Raw genomic sequence first — 23,282 nt, 5'->3', positions numbered from 1 at the left:
AAACCGGCCGCAAAACGTACACACCGAAAGAGACCTACTCATCGAGATTCTCCACCTGCTTGTATTCGATTTTGCGCGGCTTGCCGTGGGTGTAATGGATCGTGATATTGCCGTGATACTTGGTTTCCTCCAGCTGTTTCAATATCTCCTGGAGCGACTGTGCTTTCTTCTCCTTCAACGTCATGCGGTGACTCCTCCAGCCCCATTTCATCGGCATCTCAGCCGCAATTACATCCTTCCCCAGGGGAGAAGAAATCCATATCCTGCACCGCTTCCCTTCTTTTGCATCGGTCCCGGCCGAAGCCCGGACGCCCGGAGGAACCGCCGGCAAAAAACACCACCTCCGCAAACGAAAAAAGGCCGAGCGTCGGTCCCGGCAATGCGGGAAAGCAGACGTTCGGCCTCTTATTACGATAAGCCAAAACAGGTTTGGCTCGGGACTTGGCAGGGAAGCCCGGGCAGGGAGTTACCTTACCATAGGACTTCGCCCATTTCCAACAATTTTATTAGCCAAGGCACACTATCTGGCCCGACGAGCTCCGGTTCAGTCAAGATCCTCCATCGTCTTGTATTCAATCTTCCTCGGCTTTCCGTGGGTGTAATGGATAGTGATATTGCCGTGGTATCTATCGGCCTCCAGCTTCCGGAGGATATCCTCAAGTGAGGCGGCCTTCTTGTCGTATCTGGATGTCATTGGACCCCCCTTTCATGCAGGCGACGAAAGGGAAGAGACCGTAACCGGTGCTGTTGTGACTCCTGCCTTCACATCTCCCGACAGTTCATCGTCTGAAGCGTCTGCGTTACCAAGCGATGTTCAGTCCATTGTACAGAAAACGGCGTCACGATGACAGCGGAAAGCTCTCCTTTAGCACCGCCCGACGATGGCTTCCAACAGTCCCAAAAGTTCCTTGAGATTGAGCGGCTTTTTGAGGATATGGGCAATCCCCGCCTCGCGTGCGTCGGAGAGAGAGGGGCCGGAGGTGTGGGCGGTGATGGCGATGACCGTGGCGGTCGGACAGATCTTGAGGATCTCGGCAGCCATCCGGGAGCCGTCCAGCCGCGCCATGCTGAGGTCGGTGATCACGATGTCCTGCCGGTGCTCCTGGAACGAGGCCAGCCCCTCCGTCCCATCCCCCGCGGAGAAGACCGCCACCCCCGGGAAACGGATCGGCAGGAGGCTCCCCAGGGTGTCCCGGGCAGCGGCATCATCGTCCACCAATAATATCGACGTTCCGGATTTCACCGCTTCGTTGGCTTCCATGTCATACCTCGATTGTGAATTCGGCTCCCGGTCCGCTGTTGCGCACGGTGAGCCTTCCGTTCATGTTCTTTTCGATGATGTTCTTGGCCATGTAGAGGCCGATGCCGGTCCCCTGCACCCCCTTCGTGGAGAAGTAGGGTTCGAAGATCCGGTCGATGATGTCGCCGGAGATGCCCCCGGCGTTGTCGGAGACCGTGATGCCGCAGTGCCCGCCGTCAGCGAAGGTCCTGATGGTGACCCGCCCGGGCACCACCTGGCGGCGGATCATCTCGTCGCGCGCGTTCAAAAGCAGGATGAGCAGCACCTGGGCGAACTCGTTGGGATAGCCGCGCACGGTCCGTCCCGGGGTGAGGTCGAGACTCACCTCGACCGCCTGGGAGGAGAAGTTTCCCTCGACCAGGGAGAGCGCCTGCCGGATCGCCTGGTTGACGTCGAAGTCGACCATGTCCTTTTCCGGCTTGAAGAAGTTGCGGAAGTCCTCGATGGTCTGGGACATGTGGTTGATGTGCGCCATGGCATCATGCACGCATTGGTCCATCAGGTCCCGGGTGATCAGCCCAGCCTCGTGGTAGAGCGGCAGCCCCTGCACGATGAGCCCCAGGGAATTGAGCGGCTGGCGCCACTGGTGCGCGATGTTGCCGATCATCTCGCCCAGTGCCGCCTGACGGCTCTGCTTGATCATCACCTGCTCCTGTTCCCGCAAGTCCTCGATCGCCCGGATCCGCTCCGCGGTCTCCTTTTGCAGGTTCACCAGGGCCTGGGAAAGCTCGGTCTCGGCCCGGTCCCGCTCCGCCTCGCGGCGCTGCAGCAGCTCCGAAGCCTGGGTCAGCGCCTGGGCCACCTCAAAGGTCTCCTGCAGGTATCCGGCGGAGCCCAGGGTCAGGCTCTCCCCGCGGCCGATGGCAAGGGCCGGTTGGACCAGCGACTGGAGATCCTGCGCGATGCGGCGCCCGATGCCCCAGGCGAGCGCACCCGCCGTCAGGGAGATCAGGACCGCCGCCAGGGCCACCCAGGCGACCCAGCGATAGATGTCCGCCATCAAGGTTGCCCGAGGCACCCCCACCGCGATGAGCCAATCCGAGGCCGCGACGCGGTTGAACGCGCTCACCGAGTCGATCCCCTCGATGTTTTTCATCCGGACGTTTCCTTCGGAGGCGCCGAACGCGGTCTGGGTAAACCGGAGACTCGTCCGTCTGCCGACGAAACGATCGGCGCCGATGGTGCGGGCGATGACGACCTGGTTGCGGTCGATGATGGAGGCATACCACGACTCCGGAAGCTTCTGCCGCGCCAGGAGCGCAGACAACCGGGCCGCCGGGAAGGTCATCGACAGATCGTAGACCACCCTGCCGTCACGCAGGATCGGCACGTCGATGGAAATCAGGAGCCGCTTGGTGACCGCCCCCTGGAAGAGGTTGCTCACCACCGGCTTCGCCGTGGCGAAAACCTGCCGTACCTGCTCCGGGTTGTTGCGCTTGGGAAGGGGAGTGCCCAACGGGCGAAAAGAGTTGAGGAGTTGCTGGCCCGAAGCGTCGGCGACGATGATGTCGGCATCGGGATAGAGCCTGAGGAGGTCGAGCGCCTGGTGCCGCACCTCCTCGAAATCGCCGCGGGCGACGGAGGGGGAGGTCCCCAGGGCGGAAAGCGCCGATATCACGCTCACCAGCTCCCGATCCACCGTCTGCGACATCTGGCGGGCGGCGACGAGCATCTCACGGCTGGCCTGCTCCACCTGGTAGAGGTAGACGTTGAAGGAAATGAGGGCGGCGATGAACCAGAAGGGGACGACGCAAACCAGCACCAGGGATGCCAATTTGGACCGGATCGATGGATGTCCGTTGGAGAAGAACAAACCGATGCCCTCACTCTGGTTTGCGCGGGACTTACAAGGGGGAGGAACTGCGCAAAGCTGTTACAGAATCTAGCAGAACTTCTCTCAGAGGGAAGCAAAAAAATTCAATACGTTACAGATTGTCTGAAGTCAGAAAGAGAAAACCCGGCCCACGGAGAGATATCTCCTTCAGTGGCCGGGCTTTTCTGAGAGTCGGGGGGATTGTCCTGAGGAATAGGTGGGGATCAGTAACTGCGCAGCGCCGGTGTCGGCACCGGGACCGCCGCCCGGTGCTCCGGTCCCGGCGGCAGCGGATTACCGCAGTAGGGACATACCGTGCAGGAGGGATCGACGAACTGAAGGCAGTGGCGAAAGGTACACTGTTTCGGCTGCCGGCTCACGGTGAAAGCCATCTCCCGTTCCGCCGCCTGCTTTACCGCGAGGCATTCGAGCGCCTCTTCCATCTGGACCCGTCGTTTTTCGACATTTTCCGACTTCTTCTGCTTACCGCGTTTGGACACCGGTTCCTCACATCCTTTGGTCGCGCCGCCGTGGCGGCGGGGTGGCAACCCCGCGCCGGAGCGCGGACAGAAAAAGGGGTTATCCGCGCTGGGATAACCCCCGGGTACTCAGTTTGTTCATTTTAGGTATCACAGCGGCTTCCCCCGTGTCAACCCCGCACCCATTGCTCCCGCAGCATCCCACCTCGCCCATCCCACCCGCAATCGACGCTCCGACTGGTAGGAGCGACATTCCTGTCGCGATCCATCTCCCGATGAAGGAAGGCAGCTGCTTACCCTGGGCTTACCCTGCTGGCCTACCCTGTGGGAGCGCCTTTCCAGGCGCGAATAACCGCAACCGAAGTCACCGCCTCCGGCGGTTCGCGCCAGGAATGGCGCTCCCACAGGAAAGGCCCCTTCCGCGGTTCGCGCCAGGAATGGCGCTCCCACAGGAAAGGCCCCTTTCGTCCTACAAGGAGCAACATTCCTGGCGCGATCCCCGAAGCGCGATGCCACCAGAAAGGACGGCAAACCATAGGAAAGCGACACCTCCCCCTACCCGGTGGGAGCGCCCTTCCGGGCGCGATTAAAGACCTGCTCCAAGCCTCACCCATCCGCAATCGACGCTCCGACTGGTAGGAGCGACATTCCTGTCGCGATCCACCTCCCGATGAAGGAAGGCAGCTGCTTACCCTGGGCTTACCCTGGGCTTGCCCTGCAGGCCTACCCTGTGGGAGCGCCTTTCCAGGCGCGAATATCCGCAACCGAAGTCACCGCCTTCGGCGGTTCGCGCCAGGAATGGCACTCCCACAGGAAAGGCCCCTTTCGTCCTACAAGGAGCAACATTTCTGACGCGATCCCCGAAGCGCAAGGCCACCAGAAAGGACGGCAAACCATAGGAAAGCGACACCGTCCCCCTACCCGGTGGGAGCGCCCTTCCGGGCGCGATTAAAGACCTGCTCCAAGCCTCACCCATCCGCAATCGACGCTCCGACTTGTAGGAGCGACATTCCTGTCGCGATCCATCTCCCGATGAAGGAAGGCAGCTGCTTACCTTGGGCTTGCCCGGCTGGCCTACCCTGTGGGAGCGCCTTTCCAGGCGCGAATACCCGCAACCGAAGTCACCGCCTCCGGCGGTTCGCGCTAGGAATGGCGCTCCCACAGGAAAGGCCCCTATCGTCCCACAAGGAGCGACATTCCTGACGCGATCCCCGAAGCGCAAGCCCACCAGAAAGGACAGCAAACCATAGAAAAGCGACACCTCCCCCTACCCGGTGGGAGCGCCCTTCCTGTCGCGATCCCGCGCAGCGGGCAACCTATCTTCATCCGATACATCGGCTGGAAAAAAGAGGCCGCGTCAGTGGATGGTAGCGGTAACCACTTCCTGTACCATGCCCCGCAGCATCTCCTCATCGACGAAGCGGAAAAGCTCGCTGTTGCCGAAGATGACTTCCAGGCTCCCCCGGTACCTTTTCAGCTGCACCGGGACCTCATGAACGCCATTGCCGAGAAGGCCGACATAGGACGGCGCAGTTCCCCTGCCCAAGGGCTGATGGGAACGAAAATCGAAATAGACTCCTTGCTCCAAAGCGTCAGTGGTCAGATAGATCATGCGGCACCTCCTTCGTTTTCTTGAACCGTACCACGGCTCCGCGACAGAATATGTCACAACCAAAGAAGGACGATGAAAAGATCAACCTGCACCGATGGGCTCTTCCCTACCCCTCCGATCAATCGCGGAAGTCGGCCCTGATCCGGACGAAGTCGGCCAGGTGATCCAGAAAAAGGTCCAGCAGGCCCGGGTCAAACGCGGTCCCCCGCTGCTCCTGCATGATCGACACCACCTGATCCAGGGGGAATGCCCTCTTGTAGGGACGCTCCGAGGCAAGTGCGTCGAATACGTCGACGACCGCCACGATCCGGGAAAAGAGATGGATATCGTTGCCGGCAAGGCGGTGCGGATACCCGGTTCCGTCCCATTTCTCGTGATGCTGCATCGCGATGAGCTGCCCCGCTTCCAGCGAAGGGAAGCGCGCGGCGTCACCGAGGATGCGCCCGCCGATCACCGTGTGCTGGCGCATGACCTCCATCTCCTCGTCGGTAAGCGGCCCCGGCTTGTTGAGGATCCGGTCCGGAATCCCCACCTTGCCAACGTCATGGAGCGGGGAGGCGCGGCGCAAAAGTTCGCAGTCACCGCCCCCCAGACCGGCCAGTTTCCCCAGTTCCGCTGACATCTCGCTGATTCTGCGGGTATGCATCCCGGTTTCCAGATCCCGAAACTCGGCGGCCCGCCCCAACCGCAGGGAAATCTCAAATTCGGCATCTTGGGCCAGCGCCAGGGTCTCCCGAAGCGCCGCAGTTTTTTGCAGGACTTCGGCCTCCAGGATCCCATTGAGATTTTTTGCCATATCGTAAAGCTTTTTCGTCCGGACCTGGTTCATCGCGCGCAGCCGCAACTCCTCCCGGTCGAACGGCTTGGCAAGAAAGTCGTTGGCGCCAAGGGACAACGTGTGGGTGATCTCCGACTTGCTTGCCGTTATCACGATCACCGGGACCTCACGCAACTCAGGGTGTTTCTTGAGGAAGTCCAGGGTCTGGAAACCGTCCAGAACCGGCATCTGTAAATCAAGAAGCACCAGATCGACGTCGGGGGTCTCTTGCAGCAGCGTCAGCGCCTCCGCTCCGTCCTTTGCGGTGACGATCTCCCCAAGCTCATGCAGCATGATCGTCAATATTTCACGGTTGAGCTGTTCATCGTCGACGATCAGAATTTTTACCGAACTGTTCATTCAAATTTCCTCTCTGCAGAAAAGGGAGCACGACCATCCCCGATGGGTTTTCCCGACTGCCGTGGCATCCTGGCCCGGCAACGGAAAAGCTTGCTAATGTTCGACCAGTCCGTTCTCGATGAGCAACTCGCGCAGTTGGGCAGGGTGGCAAGGCTTCACGATGTACCCCTCGGCGATACCGTCCAGGACAGTCTCCGCCCTATCCCAAGGGGAGTTGCTGGCACTGACCACGAAGATCCTGCTCCGCCTGTTGCCGGCGACCGGAACTGACGCTTCCAGTTCACGCACCTTCCGGATCAGCCGGTGGCCGTTCAGCCCCGGCATCGCGAGTTCGCAGCAGATCAGCTGAAACGGCTCCCCGCGATGCCAGTTGGCGTCGATGAGTTCCCAGGCGTGCTCGCCGGTGACCGCCGTCCGGCAATCGAAATGGGGCTCAAGCAATCGACTCATCAACTCGCGGCTGAACTGATCGTCGTCAACAATCAAACACCTCTTCTTCATGCCCTCTCCTGTTTTGCCGATTGGGAATTGTGCCACGGTGCCACAAATGCCAGTCGGAGAAGAGCAGGGAGCATGCCAGCACGCAAATACCAAAGAAAAGGACAAGTTAGGCCGGCAACGCTTTTCACCGGTGTACCGTCGGGGAACGGAACGTCCCTCCGAGGGACATACCACATGGTTTCCGGGGTGGAGTCATGCAGGATGGGGGAGACCGGAGGTCAAAACCTTTACGGCAAATCTCCGTATATCCGTCTTGGTCAAAGGGGACTTCAAACCATTGCCCGAAAACAAAAACGGCTTCGGAACCAACGCCGAAGCCGCTTTACTTTTTCAATGAAACTAAAGACGTTGCACCGTCTCCGTCTTAATGTTTCCTGGTCAATTCCCGGGCAAAGAGCGGCATCCGGTCCAGCAACTGCTCCTCCTCCCCTTGCAGACACTTGAGCGACTGCATCCCCAGCACCCCCAAGGTCTCCACGTCGACCCGTTTCGCCTGCAGTACCGCACTTTTGCCCAAAGCGCCGAACCTTCCCGTCATGATCTGGCGCGCCGCCATACCCTTGCCGAGTTCGACCGCCTGTTTTTCATCGATCAGGCCCGACTGCTGCAGTTTCTGCTCCTGGAGCACCTGCTCCAGGTTTTCCCGGTTCAAGAGCTGGAACCCATCGAGCTTGCTCACCTCTTCGCGAAGCGACTCGCTCAGGATGAGGGCCACCGGGCGGTAGTTGGCGGAAGCCTCGAAGTCGTACACCACGATCCGCTCCCCGGACGCCGGCACCGACTTTTGCGCCAACTGCTCCAGTTGGACCACTCGGCTGTGCCCCTCCGCGACCGGCGGCTCCGCTTGGACGACCGTACCCCGCAACGCCTGTTCCTGCTGGACCTGGCGCGCCGCCTCCCGGGCTTGCGCGGCCCGCTCGGCCTCCACCTTAGCCCGTGCGGCCTCCTCAGCCGCCCTTCTCTCCTCAGCCGCCCTTCTCTCCAGCGCAGCCTTCTCCAGCGCAGCTTTCTCCAGCGCAGCCTTCTCTTCAGCAGCTTTCTCCAGGGCTGCCCTTTCCTGGGCAACTTTCTCCAGGGCCGCCCGCTCCCGATCAGCTTGCTCCTTCGCCTGCCGTTCCCGCTCAGCCTCCTGCACCCGCTGCCGTTCCTCTGCATCCCGCACCCGGGCCAGTCGCTCCCGTTCTTGAGCCGCCGCCTGTTCCCGGGCCTGGCGCTCCCGACGTTCCTGGTCCGCCCGGGCGGCCACCGAGGTATCCCCGTCCGGCCCGACGTGCGACTGAGCCTCACTCATCTGATGTCCCTTGCGCAGCGCGGTGGCCAGCATGTCCTGCTTGGCGTCCTTGAAAAGTTCCGGATAGGACGCTCGCGCCGCCGCCATGAAAAGACGCCTGTTTTCGTCCCGGTCGCGCGTCTTTGTTATCGGGATCAGCACCCCGAAGTCGCGACCGCTCTCCACGTTCACCAGCACCGTTTCCCAGAAAAAGTCCTTCCCCCCGCGCGCCCCCCGTTCCACGATGAGGGCGTAGTCGGCATGAACGGCGCGACCGATCCGGCGCGCCAGCTCCCACTCGTTTCGGGCCAACTGCCACCGGGTCGGCATCTGGTCCCCGAGCGCCGCCTCGACATCCTCGTCCGAAACCAGTTCGTAGATCCCGGTCTTGCGCAGTTGGCGCTCGACGACGGCGACCTGTTTTTCGACGAACTCCTCATGCGGGGTTTGCCAGTGGCCGTGCGGCAGCTGCGCGGAGATCGCCTGGACGTAAACCCGCAGCTTCGCCGTGGGCGGGGGCGGCGCGATGTTTTTGACCTCGACGCCGGCACAGGCCGAAATAAGCAGAGGCAAAACCAGGGCGAGGAGCCGCCCCGCGACATTGAAACGCTTCATGGCACTTTCCTTATCTCTCTGTTTTTACTTAACTATTTTCAGTTTTCGCCGATTCGGATCAGGTGGACCCGGTTCGCGCCGATCGGGAAGGCGCGAATGGCCGGCAAAGTAGCATGATTGGATTATTTGATCAATCGCAACAGCCCGATCCCGCGCCCTCATTGGCCGGGCCCGCACTGACAAAAGGTTCCCGTGAGATGACAGAGGGAACACCTGAAGAAAGCTTGAGCGGCATCGGCGATGTACCGCACTTGCAACCTGGCATTCATCTGATAGAAAAACCTCATTCATTCATACGAGTCGAAAAACAACAGGAGTGCTTATGTCGGAATCTAAAGCAACAGTCCCCTTCGGAATGAAGATCCTCACCCTGGTTCTGGTGAGCAGTGTCGGGCTGGCACTTATCACCTGCTTGATCACGATGAGGCAGTACCTCGGCTCATACCATAACTTCATATCGTCATACAAAAAATCCCTCTACTCTGACTTCGACAACCTCGCCAAATCCGAGGTCGATACTGCGGTGAGCATGCTGCAGCAGGTCTATGAGCGCTCCCAAAAAGGAGAGATCACCCTGGATGAGGCGAAAAAGGTCGGTGCCGACCAGCTGCGGGCCCTGAAGTTCGGCAAGGACGGCTATTTCTGGGCCGACACCACCGAGGGGGTGAACGTCGTCCTGCTCGGAAAACCGGTGGAAGGGAAGTCCCGGATCGACACCCAGGACAAGAAGGGGAAGTTCCTGATCCGCGAGATCATCGAGAAAGGGAAGCAGCCCGGCGGCGGATTCACCGACTACTGGTTCCCGAGGGCGGGGAGCGACACCCCCCTTCCCAAGCGGGGCTACTCCCTGCTTTTTGCCCCCTTCGGCTGGGTGGTCGGAACCGGCAACTACGTCGACGACCTGGACGCCATCGTCACCAAGACTGCCGACGAAAACATGCAGCACATCCGGCAGGGAATCTATCTGATCATCGGGGTGACCGTCGTCCTGGTAGCGCTGATTTCGGTGACCTCCGTGATCATCACCAAAAGGCTTTTGCGCCACCTCGGGTCCGAGCCGGAAGAACTCGCCGAGATCGCGACCCGCGTCGCCGACGGCGACCTGACCGTGCAGCTCAACCCGGAGCACGGGGGCATCTACGGGGCGATGCGCCTGATGGTGGGGAACCTGCGCCAGATCATGGGGAAGGTGAACGAGGGCGCGCTCATGGTCGCTTCGGCCTCGGGAGAGCTGAACACCAACGCGGAACAGATGGCCACCGCCTCCCACGAGATCGTCAGCCAGGCCGAAACCGTCGCCACCGCGAGCGAAGAGATGTCCTCGACCAGCCAGGACATCGCCAACAGCTGTCACCAGGCCGCGGAGAGCTCGCGCCAGGCCAGCATCACCGCGAACAGCGGCGCCGGCATCGTCCGGAACACCGTCGAAGGCATGAACCGCATCGCCGACAAGGTCCGCAGCTCCGCCTCGGTCGTGGAACAGCTCGGCACCCGGTCCGACCAGATCGGCGAGATCGTCGCCACCATCGAGGAGATCGCCGATCAGACCAACCTGCTCGCGCTCAATGCGGCGATCGAGGCGGCCCGGGCCGGCGACCAGGGACGCGGGTTTGCCGTGGTGGCGGACGAGGTGCGGGCGCTCGCCGAGCGGACCGCAAAGGCGACCAAGGAAATCAGTGAGATGATCCGCAACATCCAGTCCGAGACCCGGCAGGCGGTACAGGTGATGGAAGAGGGGGTTGGCGAGGTGGAGAAGGGGACCCGGGAAGCGTCGAAATCGGGGCAGGCGTTGGAAGAGATCCAGGAGAAGATCAACGACGTGACCACCCAGATCAGCCAGATCGCGACCGCCGCGGAAGAGCAGACCGCCACCACCCAGGAGATTTCCAACAACATCCAGCAGATCTCGGAAGTCGTGGAGGGCGAAGCGCGGAGCTCGATGGAGATATCGCGGGCCTCCGCCGACCTCTCCCGCCTGTCCGTCGAACTGCAGGACCTGGTGCGGCGGTTCCGGGTGTAGCAGGACACGAGACCATCGAGGTGAGCCCGGCGGAGCGCGCTCCTGCCGCCGGGCTTCCCTCCCTTTTCACCGGAACGCCCCCCTTGCGGTTCCCGCCGTCAAACTCCCCGGCAACACCGCTTCCCGGACGCAAAAGTAATGGATATTCATAGTAAATTTCCCATTTCACCTTGGCACGATTCCCGCTAATTAATCCGCAACAGCCGCAGCGGACCCCTTCGGGGGGCAGAGGAGGTGCTCAGATGGGATGGGAATCAAAGAGACAAAAAGCCCTGCAACGTCAAGGAGATAGAAGGATGATCCTGATCGGGATGATCATTCTGGCGGCAAGCGCCTGGTATTTCGGGGCCGTGAAAGTACGGTTTCCGTTGTGTGAAAACGCGACACCCGATGGAAAGCTGGTAGCAACCATCTCCCTCGTCCAACCCGGCAGCTTCCGCTAACCCCGTTCGCCAGCAAAAGACGAACGAGGTCGCTCCAGAAGTACCGAGTGGAAGGGACGTAATTTATTACCGGAATGGCCCTCCTTCAGGAGGAACACCATTTTTTCACTGTGGGAGCGCCTTTCCAGGCGCGATCCGCCGCAGGCGGTGACAGCGGTTGCGGGTAATCGCGCCCGGAAAAGCGCTCCCAAGGGTAGTCAGGCTGCCCCCCTCGTTTTTTCAAGAGATTCAATCGCGACAGCAATGTCGCTCCTACCCTTTCCCCTCTGCAGGTAAAGCACCCCTTCATCCCTTTTATCCCGGTCAGAGTTTTTCCTCTGCGCTCCTCCGCGCCCTCTGCGGTCTGCTTTCTTTCACGGCACCGCAGCGTAATCCGTGAAGAGGTAGTCGTTACCCTTCACCGGCGTGTGGCAGCCGAAGCATTCCTGCACGAAATCCGCGTTCTTCCCGTACGGCTTCAACCCCGGGCCGACGAAACGCGCGAATCCCCACCCGCCCGTCGCCTTGTATTTCACCGAATCCTTCACCATGAATTCGACCTGCGCGAACTCCGCCGGCTCGGTCGCCACCGGGAATTGCGGATGCTTCTTTACCGTCCAGGCGATCTTGGCCAAGACGGCGCCATCCGGCATCGGCCGCGTCTTGTTTTTCATCGCCCGGACCGCGGCCGGATTGCCCAGGATCACCCGGATGTGCTGTTTGTCCTCCCGATAGGAAGGGGCGATCAACTGCCAGCTCCGGTAATTCTTGAATAGAGCGATCCCGTTGGGAGCAACCGGTGTGTCAGCCGCGAAAACGGACCCCGACATGAGCAGGACGAAAAACAACGTGACGACAGCCGATTTCATGGGTGGTCTCCTTTGTCTGTAGCTGTGAGAATGAGAAACAGAGATGATTCTAGCATTCATCACTTGATTGACCAGCTGAGCCACATCGGCCTCCGACTCACACAGTGTCCCCACTCCGCTCGATACAGTCCAAGAGACCTCGTTCCCAAGCTCCAGCTTGGTGAACAAGCCGGAGCTTCCCGAGACGATGACATTCCCGAGCTGGAGCTTCGAAACGAGAGGAAAGGTTCCGTAAAAAGGAGGAGAACGCAAAAGGGGCAGGCACTCTCAACGAGCGTCCTGCCCCTTTTGCATTGTTCGGTGGAAAAACTGAAGCGGCGCGGGTGGGATTAACGGCGGGATTCGGGAAGCGTCCCCATGAAACGCCCGTACTCGGCGTCCGACTCCAGAATGTGGTCGATCAACCACTCATTCAGGAAAGTCAGGACTTCCATGAGCCGCACCGTCTCGTCGGGGGCATGCTCGCGCGCGATTTCCCGGATCTGGGCGGCAAAGCGGGCATGCTCGGCACAGTGGGACTCCAGGTCGGGGTACCCCTGCTCCTTGAGCCACGCCTCTTCCGCGGTGAAATGATAGGTGGCGTAATCGAACAGCTCCTCGAGGATCGCCTCGATGGCGTCCGTCGAATGCCCCGAGGTGAAGCTGTCGTAGGCACCGTTGAGGAGCTCCACCAGGCGCTGATGGTGCTCGTCGAACTCAGAGACCCCGACGCAGTAGGCGTCATCCCAGGCGACCATCGGCATAGCGTCACCCCCTCCGAACCGGTGCTACCGGCGCCTTCTGGTCCGGGCGAGCCTCCGCGTCCCCGGAACGGACCATTTCCACCACCATTTCGGCAACAATCTTATAGACATCTTCGTTGATGATCATAGCTACTCCCCTTCTAGCCATTACATCGGAATAGCCGGCTAAAGCTTTAGGATTGTTTTCCAAACCCTGGGGAAGAAGCGCCCCCCCAACAGGGATGGAGAGGATGAAGGGGATAAGAATTTTGCCCCGGACATTTTTTCACATTTGCAAAAATCGCCGATTCCTTTTTCGCCTATCTGCAAAACGCCGACACACGGCAGCTGATTCACCCAAATTAGCGGGGTTATCCTCACTCCGGCCTGCGCCTCCGGCAAGTCAGCGATGTTTTTTTTGCAAAAATGCAAAAATAAAAATCCGCCGACCTCTCCCATCGCGCAGGCTAACTACCCGTTTATGCGCGTTATTTTTATCGAATACAAAATGTTATAACGCTGGTATGCAAGTTGCTGATAGAGGTCATCGATGTGACAAACCAACGTAAAAATAGGAGGGTGAAGTGACTGACATGAAAATTGGAAATCCCGCGGTAGTAGGCCTTGCCGGCTTCGGACTCACCACCATGGTGCTGCAGTGCCACAACCTGGGCTGGTGCGGTATCGCCCCGGTCCTCTGGCTCGGGCTCTGCTTCGGCGGCACCGCGCAGCTCATCGCCGGGCTGATGGAATTCAAAACCGGGAACAACTTCGGCTTCTGCGCCTTCACCGGTTATGGTGCCTTCTGGATTTCCCTGTGCCTCATGGTGATCTTCGGCAAGAACGCTGAGCTCGTCAAGGCGTACCCGACCCTGGCCTTCAACGCCAACGACCTCGGGTTCTACCTGGTTGCCTGGACCGTCTTCACCTTCATCCTCTTCATCGCTTCCATGAAGCATCACGCGACCCTGGCCTTCATCTTCCTGACCCTGCTGCTCGGCTTCATCGGTCTGGACCTGAAGGAACTTGCCGGTAGCGCCCTTGCCGGGACCTTCGCCGCCTACGACCTGCTCATCTGCGCCTTCTCCGCGCTGTACCTGATGGCAGTCGCCGTCTACGCCGAATCCGGCATCAAGCTTCCGGTCGGCGAAGCCTGGATCAAGGACAAGGCACCCGCCAAGGAAGTCCTTGCCGCCGAGAAAGTTGCCGCTTAATCGATAGTTCTGAAATTGTCAAAGCCCCCACACCCCTCTCTCCTTCCGAGAAACGGGTGCCATACCGTCCCCTCCCTTTCAAGGGGAGGGACAGGGTGAGGATGGGGTTGAGACCGATCCATATCGTTCGTGGCCAATAAGACTCTAAAAGAAAGGGCGATGCCAACCGGCATCGCCCTTTCTTTGTCAACGATTCAATCAGAACCGCAATCCGACGCCCAAGATTGTAGGAGCGACATTCCTGTCGCGATCACCAGCAGAAGCAGGAACCCCTCTCCAAATAACTGAGGCGGATATGCATCGGAAAGCCATTTACTACTGTGGGAGCGCCTTTCCAGGCGCGATCCGCAGAAGGCGGTAACAGTGCTGCAGGATGGGCACCCTATGCCCACCTTACGCCCATTGCTCCCCCCTTTGACAAAGGGGGGCCGGGGGGATTTGCTGCTGAGGCTTTAATCCCCCTTTGCTAAAGGGGGACTTTATTTTGAAGGCTTACCAGAGATAAAAGGACTTATTGTCGAACTGCTGCCGGTTGAAATACAGGATCACGTTCAAAAGCAGGAACAGGAAAAAGACCCAGAAGGAATTGAGGCGGTACTCGTAGACGGCCGCCATGCCCCCGGAAACCGCGGGGATGTGCTTGACCGGCAGCATGAGGAGGTTGGAAAGCCCGTTGAGGCTGTGCAGGAAGTTGAAGACCATGAGCAGCCACAAAGTGATTTGCTGCCGCTTGAGGATGCCGACAATGAGGTACAAAGAGATGATGCTGTTGACAAAGATTATTGATTCGCTGGCTTCAGCGGAGTATTCTGCCCCCATGAAGGCAAGCGGTTCGCCAAGCTGAGACAGATTGAAGGCCATCGAAAGAAGGTAGACGCCGACCAGGGGGGCCACCACATACGTCTTCCTCTTCCTCTCCGACACTACCACGGTACTTTCATCCGTCTCTTTCAAGCAGCTCTCCTTCATGGCCCGTCGGAAACGGGAACCACGTGCGCGTGAACCGCCGGTCAGCCGGCGCTCCAGATCCTACCGCGGCAAAAAATAAATCGTCGTTATACTAACAGGGAAAGCTATCTCGTGCAAGAAGATCCGCCGTTGCATAACGACTTATGCATGGGCCGGTCTGGCATACCGAGGTTGTCTCAGCAACAGGTGATACTGAGAGAATCCACCAGTAAGAGCAGTCGACGAACCAATCAGAGAAATGTGTCCATACTACGCCAAAAATGAAGACTACTGCGACGTCGGTTGCGGTTACATATCATCCTGCGACGTCAAGACGATCATCCGCTACTGCATGAGAAGCCACGCCGACTGCCTGAAGTACCGCGAGCTCACCGACCGCGGCATCCGAAGCACCGCCATCCTTCACCCCCACTCCGCACCAGCCCGGTAGCAAGTAGCATCACGAAGGGCAAACCTCAGGTCCCCTCCCCTTCAGCGCAACCTCCCCTTCAGCGCCACCTCCCTTCAAGGGTCGCGTGCGTGAGCGCGAGCTTGCAACGGACAGGGAGAGGCTGGGGTCCTTAACCTTGAGATGAATTGAATGACATCTGAACAGGGATGAACAGGACGAAGAGGATAGTTTCTCAAACGATAGCTACCTCAATTCCAGCAACATGAGCCTTACTCTGTGGGAGCGCCCTTCCGGGCGCGATCAGACTCATTCATCCCCTTCATCCCATTCATCCCTGTTCGTGTCACTACTAACCATTTTGTGTTTCCTCGGCACAATCTCAGGAAATGACCTCGCTGTTCTGTTTACGCATAGCTGTACTCTGGATGAACAACGACATTGGAGAATGAATGCTGTAACCAGCTATAAATACGTGCTTTACATAATGGCACAGATCGAGCATTAAGCGTCTCCAGGCGATCAATAACTCAGGAGGTGCACCATGTCCAACCCATTTGAACTCACCTTGGCAGCATTCGCCGCAATGACCGTAATAGCCATCTTCGCTCAGCACTGGGCCTATCGAGAGTCCGACCTGTACAAGCAGAAATAGATCCACCTTCGCCAAGCCCCAAGTAAAGGCCGATCCAGTACCAACCGGATCGGCCTTTTGCTTTGCTAGACGGCCTTGGGTCCAGCTCCCCCCTTGCCTCACTTCCGCCAGCTGATGGGATTTTCTTAAGTAACGAGGTGTTTCGGCCGAAAAGCTACCCAAAGCTTCGGCCTGTTCCACCTGAGGCTGCGGACTTTTTCACAATCAACGATGATTGCTCAGTACCTCCGCCGGTTACCTCGGGTCAGTCGACCCGGTAAAGGCAGGCGGCAGGACATGGTCAACGACGACCGGATGATCCCGTAGTTATATTTCCACGCCTGCAACGGGAACAAAGGCTGTCGATGCCCATATGGAGGTACGAGCAATGATGTTTTTCACCCCCGCCATTCAGCTGATGAAACGGCTGTCCTATTCACGCAAGATGCTGGTCGCGGGCTTTTTCTTCTGCCTGCCCCTGGTCCTTCTGGCATATTTCCTCGTCACCAACATACGCGAGCAGGTGGAATTCGCGGCGAAGGAGCGCTCCGGCGTCCACTACATCGTGCCGCTCCGGAATATGCTGTCGTACCTGCTGGAAAGCCGTCGCGCGGCGCTCGACCCCGGCAAGGCGACGCCTGCTCCGGACCGGGCCCTCGCGGACCTGAACCGGGCCGAGTCGCTCTTTGGCGGCGAACTGGCCACGGGAAAATCGCTCCAGTCACTGAAGGCCAGGGTGGCCGAGGTGAACGCCCGGCCCCGGGCAACGCCGCGGCAGACGTTCAGCGCGCATACGGCGCTGGCGGATGAGCTGCTGGAGATGATCGTGCTGGTAGCGGACAATTCCAACCTCACCCTCGATCCGGATATCGACAGCTACTACCTCATGGACACCCTGACCACCAAGCTCCCGCCGCTGGCGGATGCCCTGGCGCGCATGGACCAGGTCGCGACCCACCTGGCGGCAGACCGGTCCGCCGTTGGCGACCGCACCGATCTCATCGTGCTTTCCGGGCAGATCAGGACGCTGGTGGATGCCATCAACAAGAACATCCACGCGGCCTGCGTCAAGAACCCGGCCCTGACCCCGCTTCTGCAAAGCAGCTTTCAGGACGTGGAGACAACGTCCGCGTACTTATTGAAGAGCGTGTCGGCCGCCACGTCCGCAACCGGCCACGTCCCGCTGCCCCGCGAGATCTCCAAGGCCGCCCAAAGCGCCACCGACGCGGTCTTCGCCGCAATGGACCGTGTCTCGCCGGCCCTGGACGGGCTCCTGGTTCAGCGCATTCACACCTTCCGGATGCGGATGTACCTTTACCTCTCCATCTCCTTCCTGGCCTTTTTGCTGGGCATCTATCTCAATATCGGCTGCTTCCTCTCGGTACGGGAGGGCATCACCTCGGTGCGGGATGTGGCCGTCCGGGTCGCCGACGGGGACCTGACCGTGCAGACGCCGCAGTCCTCCCGGGACGAACTGGGCGAGACGGCGCAGATGTTCCAGGTCATGACCGAGAATCTGCGCCGGATCATCGTCACGCTCACCGAGGTGACCGGAAAGGTCATCACCTTTGCCGAGAAGTTGTCGAACAGCGTGGAGCAACAGGTGGGGTTCTCCACCCAGCTCGCCACCTCGATGGTGGAGATCTCCGCGACCATGGAGGAGTTCTCCTCGACCGCCAGCCAGATCGCCAATCACAGCGACGCGGTGGTGGATATCGCCGACCGGACCCTGCAAAACGCCAAGGACGGCGCGACCGGGGTGGAAACCCTCTCCCTGAAAATGGACGCCATCAGCCGCGACAACGAGAACAGCCTTCAGGAGATCGTGGCACTGGGGCGCAAGTCGAAAGAGATCACCAAAATCATGGAGATCATCGGCGACATCGCTCATCAGACCAAGCTGATCGCCTTCAATGCCGCGCTGGAGGCGGCCAGCGCCGGTGAAGCCGGGAAGCGGTTCGGGGTGGTAGCGGTGGAGATCCGTCGCCTGGCGGACAGCGTGGTGGAATCGGCGGGCCAGACCGAGGGGAAGATCACCGAGATCATGGAATCGGTCGAGCGGCTGGTGAACGCTTCCGAGAAGGGGTCCGAAGGGATCCGCGAGGGGTTGGATTACTCGGGGCAGACCATGGAACTGCTCGGCAACGTGGTGGACAGCGCCACCGCCACCACCAACGTCGCGAAGCAGATCTCCCTGGCCACCAAGCAGCAGCAGATCGGAAGCAGCCAGGTGGTGATTGCGTTGCAGGACATCCAGGAGGGGGCGCGTCAGGTGTCCGCGTCGATCCAGCAGATCAACACCATCGGCAAGGAGCTGGTGACCATGTCCGGCGACTTGAGGGGGATCATGGGACGCTTCCGCCTGGAAGAGGGCGCGGAGCCCGGCGCGGAGTCCACGCCGCTGATTTCCTAGGGATCCGCTGCCGGGCCCTCAAGTCCGACAAGTCCCCCTTTGCGAAGGGGGATTTAGGGGGATTTAGCCCCTGCGGCAAGCAAGGTTGCTGCGGGTCATTGAATCAAATCCCCCCTGCCCCCCTTCGCAAAGGGGGGTAACTGCGCAGCCTTCTTTTGGGGGATAGTCCCGAATGAAAAAGGCCCGGTAGCTTGGTCAGGAAAAGCTGCCAGGCCTTTTCTGTTACTGCACTCTGCCAACTCGCTCGACTCCTTCTTTCGTCCGATCACATCTCTCAGTCTGCTGTGCGCCTTGAAGGTCCCCTCCCACTAGCGAGCCCGGCCACTCCCACCCGTAAGGGCGCAGCATGCTGCGCCCGTAAGACCGACATGATTCGTGTCACTCAAGTCCGACAAGTCCCCTTTGCGAAGGGGGATTTAGGGGGATTTAGCCCCTGCGGCAAGCAAGGTTGCTGCGGGTCATTGAATCAAATCCCCCCTGCCCCCCTTCGCAAAGGGGGGTAACTGCGCAGCCTTCTTTTGGGGGATAGTCCCGAATGAAAAAGGCCCGGTAACTTGGTCAGGAAAAGCTGCCAGGCCTTTTCTGTTACTGCACTCTGCCAACTCGCTCGACTCCTTCTTTCGTCCGATCACATCTCTCAGTCTGCTGTGCGCCTTGAAGGTCCCCTCCCACTAGCGAGCCCGGCCACTCCCACCCGTAGGGGCGCAGCATGCTGCGCCCGTAAGACCGACATGATTCGTGTCACTCAAGTCCGACAAGTCCCCCTTTGCGAAGGGGGATTTAGGGGGATTTAGCCCCTGCGGCAAGCAAGGTTGCTGCGGGTCATGGAATCAAATCCCCCCTGCCCCCCTTCGCTCAGGGGGGTAACTGCGCAGACTTCTTTTGGGGGATAGTCCCGAATGAAAAAGGCCCGGTAGCTTGGTCAGGAAAAGCTGCCAGGCCTTTTCTGTTACTGCACTCTGCCAACTCGCTCGACTCCTTCTTTCGTCCGATCACATCTCTCAGTCTGCTGTGCGCCTTGAAGGTCCCCTCCCACTAGCGAGCCCGGCCACTCCCACCCGTAGGGGCGCAGCATGCTGCGCCCGTAAGACCGACATGATTCGTGTCACTCAAGCCCGACAAGTCCCCCTTTGCGAAGGGGGATTTAGGGGGATTTAGCCCCTGCGGCAAGCAAGGTTGCTGCGGGTCATTGAATCAAATCCCCCCTGCCCCCCTTCGCTCAGGGGGGTAACTGCGCAGACTTCTTTTGGGGGATAGATCCGAAAGCAAAAGGCCGATCCGGAATATATATCCGGATCGGCCTTTTCTTTTGTGGGACCGGTCCTCCCCTTCGGGAGCCGCTCGTCAGTTGTTGGGCCGCGATCCCGCAATGAGGATATCGACCAGTCGGCGCGCGCTTTGTTCCCAGTCCGGTGCGGTGCCGATAAAGGCAACGCCGATCAGGGCGCGCAACAGGTCAATGGCATCCAGATCTTCCCGAATCTCGCCCGCTTCGATCGCCCGCTTGACGAGAGCACGAACGGCTTCCCAGATTTGGGCATAACTCGACTCGAAAACCGTCTTGGGGTCTCCGACCAAGGCGGAAAGTGCGGTGGCGATGATGCGCTTTTCGGCAATGTAGTCGACAAACAGCAACATCCAAGCACGCAGCGCCTCAACGGGAGGCAACGTCTTCGCGTAGTCATACGCCGCCGCGGCGAGCTTCTCCACGGTGTCCTGATAGACCGCCTTCAAGAGATCTTCGCGTGCCGGGAAATGACGGTAGAGCGTGCCGGGGCCGACTCCGGCCTGTTTGGCGATGTCATCGAGGCTGGCGTTGGCCCCCGATGTCTTAAAGGCCTCCTTGGCAACTTCGAGGATGCGCTCGCGATTCTGCTGCGCGTCGGCGCGGGTTCTTTTGGCCACGGGGGGCGCTTTTTTTCTTTCCACGTAAAAAATCCTTGCAAACGGAGACAGTCTCCGGTAGTTTTTTATCTAAGCGGAGAGTACCTCCGTTTGGCGCCTTTTGTCAAGGTATACCGCCCAAAAGCCGCCAGATGGGCGTCCGAAATTGATGAAAAGGGGGAAGAACACGTCATGAGAATCGCAATCGTTACCGGCGGGAACCGCGGTGTCGGCAAAGCCACCGCCTTGAGTCTTGCCGAGCGCGGCACCGGAATCATTCTCACCTACAACACCCATCGGGAAGAAGCCGAGGCGGTGGTAGCACAGATCAAATCCGGCGGCGGCAAAGCGGTAGCGTTGCCGTTGGATGTAGCGCGCGTCGACTCGTTCGACGCATTTGCCAGGGAGGTATCCGTCGCCCTCGAAAAGGAATGGAACCAGAAGAGCTTCGACTACCTGGTCAACAACGCCGGCACCGCGCAGCGGACCTTGATGAAGGACCTTACCGAGGCGCAGTTCGACGGCCTGGTCGACGTCCATTTCAAAGGGGTCTTTTTCCTGACCCAGAAACTGATCCCGCTCATGGCCGATGGCGGCCACGTGATATTCGTCTCGTCAGCGTTGACCCGCGTCACCTACCCCAACGGCGTGGCCGTGTACGCCGCGGTGAAAGGGGCCATCGAAGTCCTCACCAGGTATGTCGCGGCAGAATATGCGGGGCGCAAGATTCGCGCGAACTGCGTAGCTCCCGGCGCCTTGGACACCGACTTCGGCGGCGGCCGGACCGACGCGCAAAGAGAAGCCATCGGCGAGCACACCCTGCTGGGCCGCATCGGCACCGCCGAGGACATCGGCCCCGTCATAGCCAGCCTGCTCTCCGAGGAAAACGGATGGGTGAATGCCCAGCGGATTGAAGTTTCGGGCGGGATGTAAACCAGAGGATCATACAGGAGAAAAACTATGCGAGTTTTTGTCACCGGAGCAACGGGGTTTATCGGTAACGCGGTCGTCCAGGAGTTGATCGCGGCCGGGCATAAGGTCCTGGGCATGGCCCGGTCCGACGCAGGGGCCAACGCCGTATCAAGTCTGGGAGCCGAGGTCAAGCGCGGCACCCTGGAAGACGCGGAAAGTCTGCGCCGCGGTGCGGCGGCATCCGATGCCGTCATCCACCTGGCCTTCATCCACGACTTCTCGAAATTCCAGGAAAACTGCCAGATCGACCAGCGGGCCATAGAGGCCTTGGGGGCCGCGCTGGCAGGTTCGGATCGTCCTTTGATCGTCACCTCCGGCACGGGATTACTTGCCCCGGGCCGGCTGGCGACCGAGGACATGGAGATCCCGGCGGATGCGCCGTTCCCTCGCGTCTCGGAACAAACCGCCCTCGCGCTGAAAGGGGTCCGCGCTTCGATAGTACGCCTGCCTCAGGTTCATAACACCGTGAAGCAGGGGTTCGTAAGCTATCTGATCAACGTGGCGCGGGAAAAAGGCGTCTCCGCTTATGTCGGCGCGGGCCAGACCCGGTGGCCGGCAGCGCACGTTCTCGATGTCGCGCGCCTCTATCGGCTTGCGCTGGAGAAAAACGAGGCGGGAGCAAAATACCATGCGGTGGCGGAGGAAGGTATCGCCCTGCGGGAAATTGCCGAGGCGATCGGGCGAGGCTTGCAGGTGCCGGTGCGGTCAATAGCGGCGGAAGAAGCCCCGGGACATTTCGGATTCCTGAGCACGTTCGCCAGCACCGATCTCGCAGCCTCCAGTGCCCTAACCCGGAAGAAACTGGGATGGAATCCGACCGGCCCGGGGATGATTGCCGATCTGGAGCAGATGAACTATTCGGTTTAATAACAGGCAATGAGAAAGGGCACCCGAAACCCGAGTGCCCTTTCTGTTGAGGCTCTTTGCTCTTCCAACCGCCCTTCCTAGGTGACGATGATCCCCACCGGAGCGGACCATTCGCTGAGGTTACCATTGATGTCGTACCTGATCCTGAAGTAAACCTTCATCGCCGTTTCGAGCTTGGTGATCACGTTCTTGCACTGCAGGAAATGCCCGATGTAGGTCCAAATCCCGCCGTTTGCCGGGTCTCCCTTGCACATCTCGATGATATAAGAAACCTTGCCAGGGTGTCTTTTCGCGGTCACGACCACCGACCCGTCTTCATTCCCTTTCTTGAGGCTGTAGACCTCCGGGCTGACCGTGGCGGCGGCAGAGCTTTTGGAGCCCCTGCTTTTGATGCGGAACCCGGTGTGCTCCAACATGCTGGGATCCTGCCGAATGGTCGCCCGAATCTCGATGTACCTGGCGACCAGGGTCACCGCCAAGACCAGCTCTTCGCGGGCTTTATTGCGCTCGGCCACCCGGGCCCGGTCCTGCCCGGCCGCGGCATCCACCTTAACTTTGAACGAGGCAACCATGGCCTTGATCTGTGCCGCATCCGCAAGACCATCAGGAAAAGGATCCTGGTAAGCCGGGTGAACCGCCAGAAGATCTCCGATGGCCGCAAAACGCACGATGAGTTCGAAGTTAGTGAGCTTCCCGAACCAGGTATCGAGGGAATCGAGGAAATTCAGCATAGGTGCCAGCCTCCTTTGCGTGGCGTACCGCAGTCCAATGAGGTCTAGTTAATATCATATAGCTACAATGGGTCAAGAGCAGTTCAGGCAAACCGAAATTAATTCCCTCCTTCCCCGCCTTTCATCTTCCTCCTTTTCCCCGGGCACCGAGGATAGACTGCCAAATCATAACCACGCCATTTACACAAAATTCCTTACAGGCCCGGTACCGGCGTGGTGAGCAAGGATACCGGCGTGGTGAGCAAGGATACCGGAGTGGTGAGCAGGGATACCAGAGTGGTGAGCAGGGATACCGGAGTGGCGAGCAGGGATACCGGAGTGGTGAGCAGGGGTACCGGAGTGGTGAGCAGGGATACCGGAGTGGTGAGCAGGGATACCGGAGTGGTGAGCAGGGATACCGGAGTGGTGAG

The 23,282-nt window shown here is 59.8% G+C and carries 24 protein-coding genes; 7 read left to right on the top strand and 17 right to left on the bottom strand.

Going from position 1 to position 23,282, the window contains the following annotated elements:
• Positions 1–34 precede the first annotated feature (34 nt).
• From JFN93_RS21900 to JFN93_RS21860, 9 genes are all read right to left on the bottom strand, one after another.
• Entirely contained in the window at positions 35–184 is a 150-nt protein-coding gene (locus tag JFN93_RS21900; RefSeq protein WP_199386398.1) for a hypothetical protein, read from the bottom strand.
• A 360-nt stretch (positions 185–544) separates the two neighbouring features.
• Entirely contained in the window at positions 545–694 is a 150-nt protein-coding gene (locus JFN93_RS21895; RefSeq protein ID WP_199386396.1) for a hypothetical protein, read from the bottom strand.
• Positions 695–865: 171 nt separating this feature from the next.
• Positions 866–1,261 (bottom strand): response regulator, encoded by a 396-nt coding sequence (locus tag JFN93_RS21890; protein WP_199386394.1) that lies wholly within the window; start codon positions 1,259–1,261, stop codon positions 866–868.
• A gap of 1 nt (position 1,262) precedes the next feature.
• Positions 1,263–3,113: a sensor histidine kinase gene (locus JFN93_RS21885; RefSeq protein ID WP_199386392.1), complete on the bottom strand. Its 1,851-nt coding sequence runs from the start codon at positions 3,111–3,113 to the stop codon at positions 1,263–1,265.
• 224 nt (positions 3,114–3,337) lie between these two features.
• On the bottom strand, positions 3,338–3,613 hold the full coding sequence (locus tag JFN93_RS21880) for a hypothetical protein (protein ID WP_199386390.1): 276 nt from the start codon (positions 3,611–3,613) through the stop codon (positions 3,338–3,340).
• 1,336 nt (positions 3,614–4,949) lie between these two features.
• A complete protein-coding gene (locus JFN93_RS21875) occupies positions 4,950–5,204 on the bottom strand; it encodes a hypothetical protein (RefSeq protein WP_199386388.1) in 255 nt (84 codons plus the stop codon).
• Between the two features lie 118 nt (positions 5,205–5,322).
• Positions 5,323–6,381, bottom strand: a complete 1,059-nt coding sequence (locus JFN93_RS21870; RefSeq protein ID WP_199386386.1) for a response regulator — start codon at positions 6,379–6,381, stop codon at positions 5,323–5,325.
• Positions 6,382–6,474: 93 nt separating this feature from the next.
• Positions 6,475–6,882, bottom strand: coding sequence for a response regulator (locus JFN93_RS21865; protein WP_199386384.1), 408 nt, complete (start codon positions 6,880–6,882; stop codon positions 6,475–6,477).
• A 364-nt stretch (positions 6,883–7,246) separates the two neighbouring features.
• Positions 7,247–8,767: a CsgG/HfaB family protein gene (locus JFN93_RS21860; protein ID WP_199386382.1), complete on the bottom strand. Its 1,521-nt coding sequence runs from the start codon at positions 8,765–8,767 to the stop codon at positions 7,247–7,249.
• A 322-nt stretch (positions 8,768–9,089) separates the two neighbouring features.
• Between JFN93_RS21860 and JFN93_RS21855 the strand changes: the two genes are divergently transcribed.
• Both JFN93_RS21855 and JFN93_RS21850 read left to right on the top strand, forming a co-directional pair.
• Entirely contained in the window at positions 9,090–10,787 is a 1,698-nt protein-coding gene (locus JFN93_RS21855; protein ID WP_199386380.1) for a methyl-accepting chemotaxis protein, read from the top strand.
• 242 nt (positions 10,788–11,029) lie between these two features.
• Complete coding sequence (locus JFN93_RS21850; protein WP_199386378.1) at positions 11,030–11,230, top strand: hypothetical protein; 201 nt, start codon at positions 11,030–11,032, stop codon at positions 11,228–11,230.
• 353 nt (positions 11,231–11,583) lie between these two features.
• Here JFN93_RS21850 and JFN93_RS21845 read toward each other — a convergent pair whose 3' ends face one another.
• From JFN93_RS21845 to JFN93_RS25850, 3 genes are all read right to left on the bottom strand, one after another.
• A complete protein-coding gene (locus tag JFN93_RS21845; protein WP_199386376.1) occupies positions 11,584–12,078 on the bottom strand; it encodes a cytochrome P460 family protein in 495 nt (164 codons plus the stop codon).
• A gap of 329 nt (positions 12,079–12,407) precedes the next feature.
• Positions 12,408–12,821 carry a bacteriohemerythrin gene (locus tag JFN93_RS21840; RefSeq protein ID WP_199386374.1) on the bottom strand — a complete coding sequence of 138 codons (414 nt, stop codon included), beginning with the start codon at positions 12,819–12,821 and terminating at the stop codon, positions 12,408–12,410.
• A 4-nt stretch (positions 12,822–12,825) separates the two neighbouring features.
• Positions 12,826–12,948 carry a hypothetical protein gene (locus tag JFN93_RS25850; protein WP_268898852.1) on the bottom strand — a complete coding sequence of 41 codons (123 nt, stop codon included), beginning with the start codon at positions 12,946–12,948 and terminating at the stop codon, positions 12,826–12,828.
• 445 nt (positions 12,949–13,393) lie between these two features.
• Here JFN93_RS25850 and JFN93_RS21835 point away from each other — a divergent pair, with 445 nt between their 5' ends.
• Positions 13,394–14,014 carry an acetate uptake transporter gene (locus tag JFN93_RS21835; protein ID WP_215907837.1) on the top strand — a complete coding sequence of 207 codons (621 nt, stop codon included), beginning with the start codon at positions 13,394–13,396 and terminating at the stop codon, positions 14,012–14,014.
• A 492-nt stretch (positions 14,015–14,506) separates the two neighbouring features.
• Here the strand turns inward: JFN93_RS21835 and JFN93_RS21830 are convergent, their stop codons facing one another.
• Complete coding sequence (locus tag JFN93_RS21830) at positions 14,507–14,968, bottom strand: hypothetical protein (RefSeq protein WP_199386370.1); 462 nt, start codon at positions 14,966–14,968, stop codon at positions 14,507–14,509.
• 253 nt (positions 14,969–15,221) lie between these two features.
• Here JFN93_RS21830 and JFN93_RS21825 point away from each other — a divergent pair, with 253 nt between their 5' ends.
• Positions 15,222–15,413 carry a hypothetical protein gene (locus JFN93_RS21825; protein ID WP_215907836.1) on the top strand — a complete coding sequence of 64 codons (192 nt, stop codon included), beginning with the start codon at positions 15,222–15,224 and terminating at the stop codon, positions 15,411–15,413.
• A 340-nt stretch (positions 15,414–15,753) separates the two neighbouring features.
• Here the strand turns inward: JFN93_RS21825 and JFN93_RS21820 are convergent, their stop codons facing one another.
• The gene (locus tag JFN93_RS21820) at positions 15,754–16,206 is read right to left on the bottom strand and encodes a hypothetical protein (RefSeq protein WP_199386368.1); all 453 of its coding nucleotides are present in this window, start codon (positions 16,204–16,206) and stop codon (positions 15,754–15,756) included.
• A 187-nt stretch (positions 16,207–16,393) separates the two neighbouring features.
• Between JFN93_RS21820 and JFN93_RS21815 the strand changes: the two genes are divergently transcribed.
• Entirely contained in the window at positions 16,394–18,418 is a 2,025-nt protein-coding gene (locus JFN93_RS21815; protein WP_199386366.1) for a methyl-accepting chemotaxis protein, read from the top strand.
• A 1,344-nt stretch (positions 18,419–19,762) separates the two neighbouring features.
• Here JFN93_RS21815 and JFN93_RS21810 read toward each other — a convergent pair.
• Positions 19,763–20,347, bottom strand: coding sequence for a TetR/AcrR family transcriptional regulator (locus tag JFN93_RS21810; RefSeq protein ID WP_199386364.1), 585 nt, complete (start codon positions 20,345–20,347; stop codon positions 19,763–19,765).
• A 147-nt stretch (positions 20,348–20,494) separates the two neighbouring features.
• Here JFN93_RS21810 and JFN93_RS21805 point away from each other — a divergent pair, with 147 nt between their 5' ends.
• Positions 20,495–21,235, top strand: coding sequence for an SDR family NAD(P)-dependent oxidoreductase (locus tag JFN93_RS21805; protein ID WP_199386362.1), 741 nt, complete (start codon positions 20,495–20,497; stop codon positions 21,233–21,235).
• A 27-nt stretch (positions 21,236–21,262) separates the two neighbouring features.
• Entirely contained in the window at positions 21,263–22,141 is an 879-nt protein-coding gene (locus JFN93_RS21800; protein WP_199386360.1) for an SDR family oxidoreductase, read from the top strand.
• Between the two features lie 77 nt (positions 22,142–22,218).
• Here the strand turns inward: JFN93_RS21800 and JFN93_RS21795 are convergent, their stop codons facing one another.
• Together JFN93_RS21795 and JFN93_RS21790 are read right to left on the bottom strand one after the other, a co-directional pair.
• The gene (locus JFN93_RS21795; protein ID WP_199386358.1) at positions 22,219–22,872 is read right to left on the bottom strand and encodes a hypothetical protein; all 654 of its coding nucleotides are present in this window, start codon (positions 22,870–22,872) and stop codon (positions 22,219–22,221) included.
• Between the two features lie 194 nt (positions 22,873–23,066).
• Positions 23,067–23,282 (bottom strand): hypothetical protein (locus JFN93_RS21790; RefSeq protein WP_199386356.1); only part of this gene is annotated, 216 nt, incomplete at its 5' end.

Source organism: Geomesophilobacter sediminis (assembly GCF_016458275.1).
In the GTDB taxonomy this organism is placed as follows: Bacteria; Desulfobacterota; Desulfuromonadia; order Geobacterales; family Geobacteraceae; genus Geomesophilobacter; species Geomesophilobacter sediminis.
The sequence above is the reverse complement of the archived record's forward strand: the minus strand, read 5'-3'. Positions and strand labels throughout refer to the sequence as shown.

Coding starts and splice junctions, on each gene's coding strand:
- JFN93_RS21860 (WP_199386382.1), bottom strand. CDS start 8,767: ATGAAGCGTTTCAATGTCGCGGGGCGGCTCCTCGCCCTGGTTTTGCCT.
- JFN93_RS21805 (WP_199386362.1), top strand. CDS start 20,495: ATGAGAATCGCAATCGTTACCGGCGGGAACCGCGGTGTCGGCAAAGCC.
- JFN93_RS21875 (WP_199386388.1), bottom strand. CDS start 5,204: ATGATCTATCTGACCACTGACGCTTTGGAGCAAGGAGTCTATTTCGAT.
- JFN93_RS21845 (WP_199386376.1), bottom strand. CDS start 12,078: ATGAAATCGGCTGTCGTCACGTTGTTTTTCGTCCTGCTCATGTCGGGG.
- JFN93_RS21865 (WP_199386384.1), bottom strand. CDS start 6,882: ATGAAGAAGAGGTGTTTGATTGTTGACGACGATCAGTTCAGCCGCGAG.
- JFN93_RS21800 (WP_199386360.1), top strand. CDS start 21,263: ATGCGAGTTTTTGTCACCGGAGCAACGGGGTTTATCGGTAACGCGGTC.
- JFN93_RS21825 (WP_215907836.1), top strand. CDS start 15,222: ATGTGTCCATACTACGCCAAAAATGAAGACTACTGCGACGTCGGTTGC.
- JFN93_RS21850 (WP_199386378.1), top strand. CDS start 11,030: ATGGGATGGGAATCAAAGAGACAAAAAGCCCTGCAACGTCAAGGAGAT.
- JFN93_RS21835 (WP_215907837.1), top strand. CDS start 13,394: ATGAAAATTGGAAATCCCGCGGTAGTAGGCCTTGCCGGCTTCGGACTC.
- JFN93_RS25850 (WP_268898852.1), bottom strand. CDS start 12,948: ATGATCATCAACGAAGATGTCTATAAGATTGTTGCCGAAATGGTGGTG.
- JFN93_RS21900 (WP_199386398.1), bottom strand. CDS start 184: ATGACGTTGAAGGAGAAGAAAGCACAGTCGCTCCAGGAGATATTGAAA.
- JFN93_RS21855 (WP_199386380.1), top strand. CDS start 9,090: ATGTCGGAATCTAAAGCAACAGTCCCCTTCGGAATGAAGATCCTCACC.
- JFN93_RS21870 (WP_199386386.1), bottom strand. CDS start 6,381: ATGAACAGTTCGGTAAAAATTCTGATCGTCGACGATGAACAGCTCAAC.
- JFN93_RS21840 (WP_199386374.1), bottom strand. CDS start 12,821: ATGCCGATGGTCGCCTGGGATGACGCCTACTGCGTCGGGGTCTCTGAG.
- JFN93_RS21795 (WP_199386358.1), bottom strand. CDS start 22,872: ATGCTGAATTTCCTCGATTCCCTCGATACCTGGTTCGGGAAGCTCACT.
- JFN93_RS21815 (WP_199386366.1), top strand. CDS start 16,394: ATGATGTTTTTCACCCCCGCCATTCAGCTGATGAAACGGCTGTCCTAT.
- JFN93_RS21890 (WP_199386394.1), bottom strand. CDS start 1,261: ATGGAAGCCAACGAAGCGGTGAAATCCGGAACGTCGATATTATTGGTG.
- JFN93_RS21895 (WP_199386396.1), bottom strand. CDS start 694: ATGACATCCAGATACGACAAGAAGGCCGCCTCACTTGAGGATATCCTC.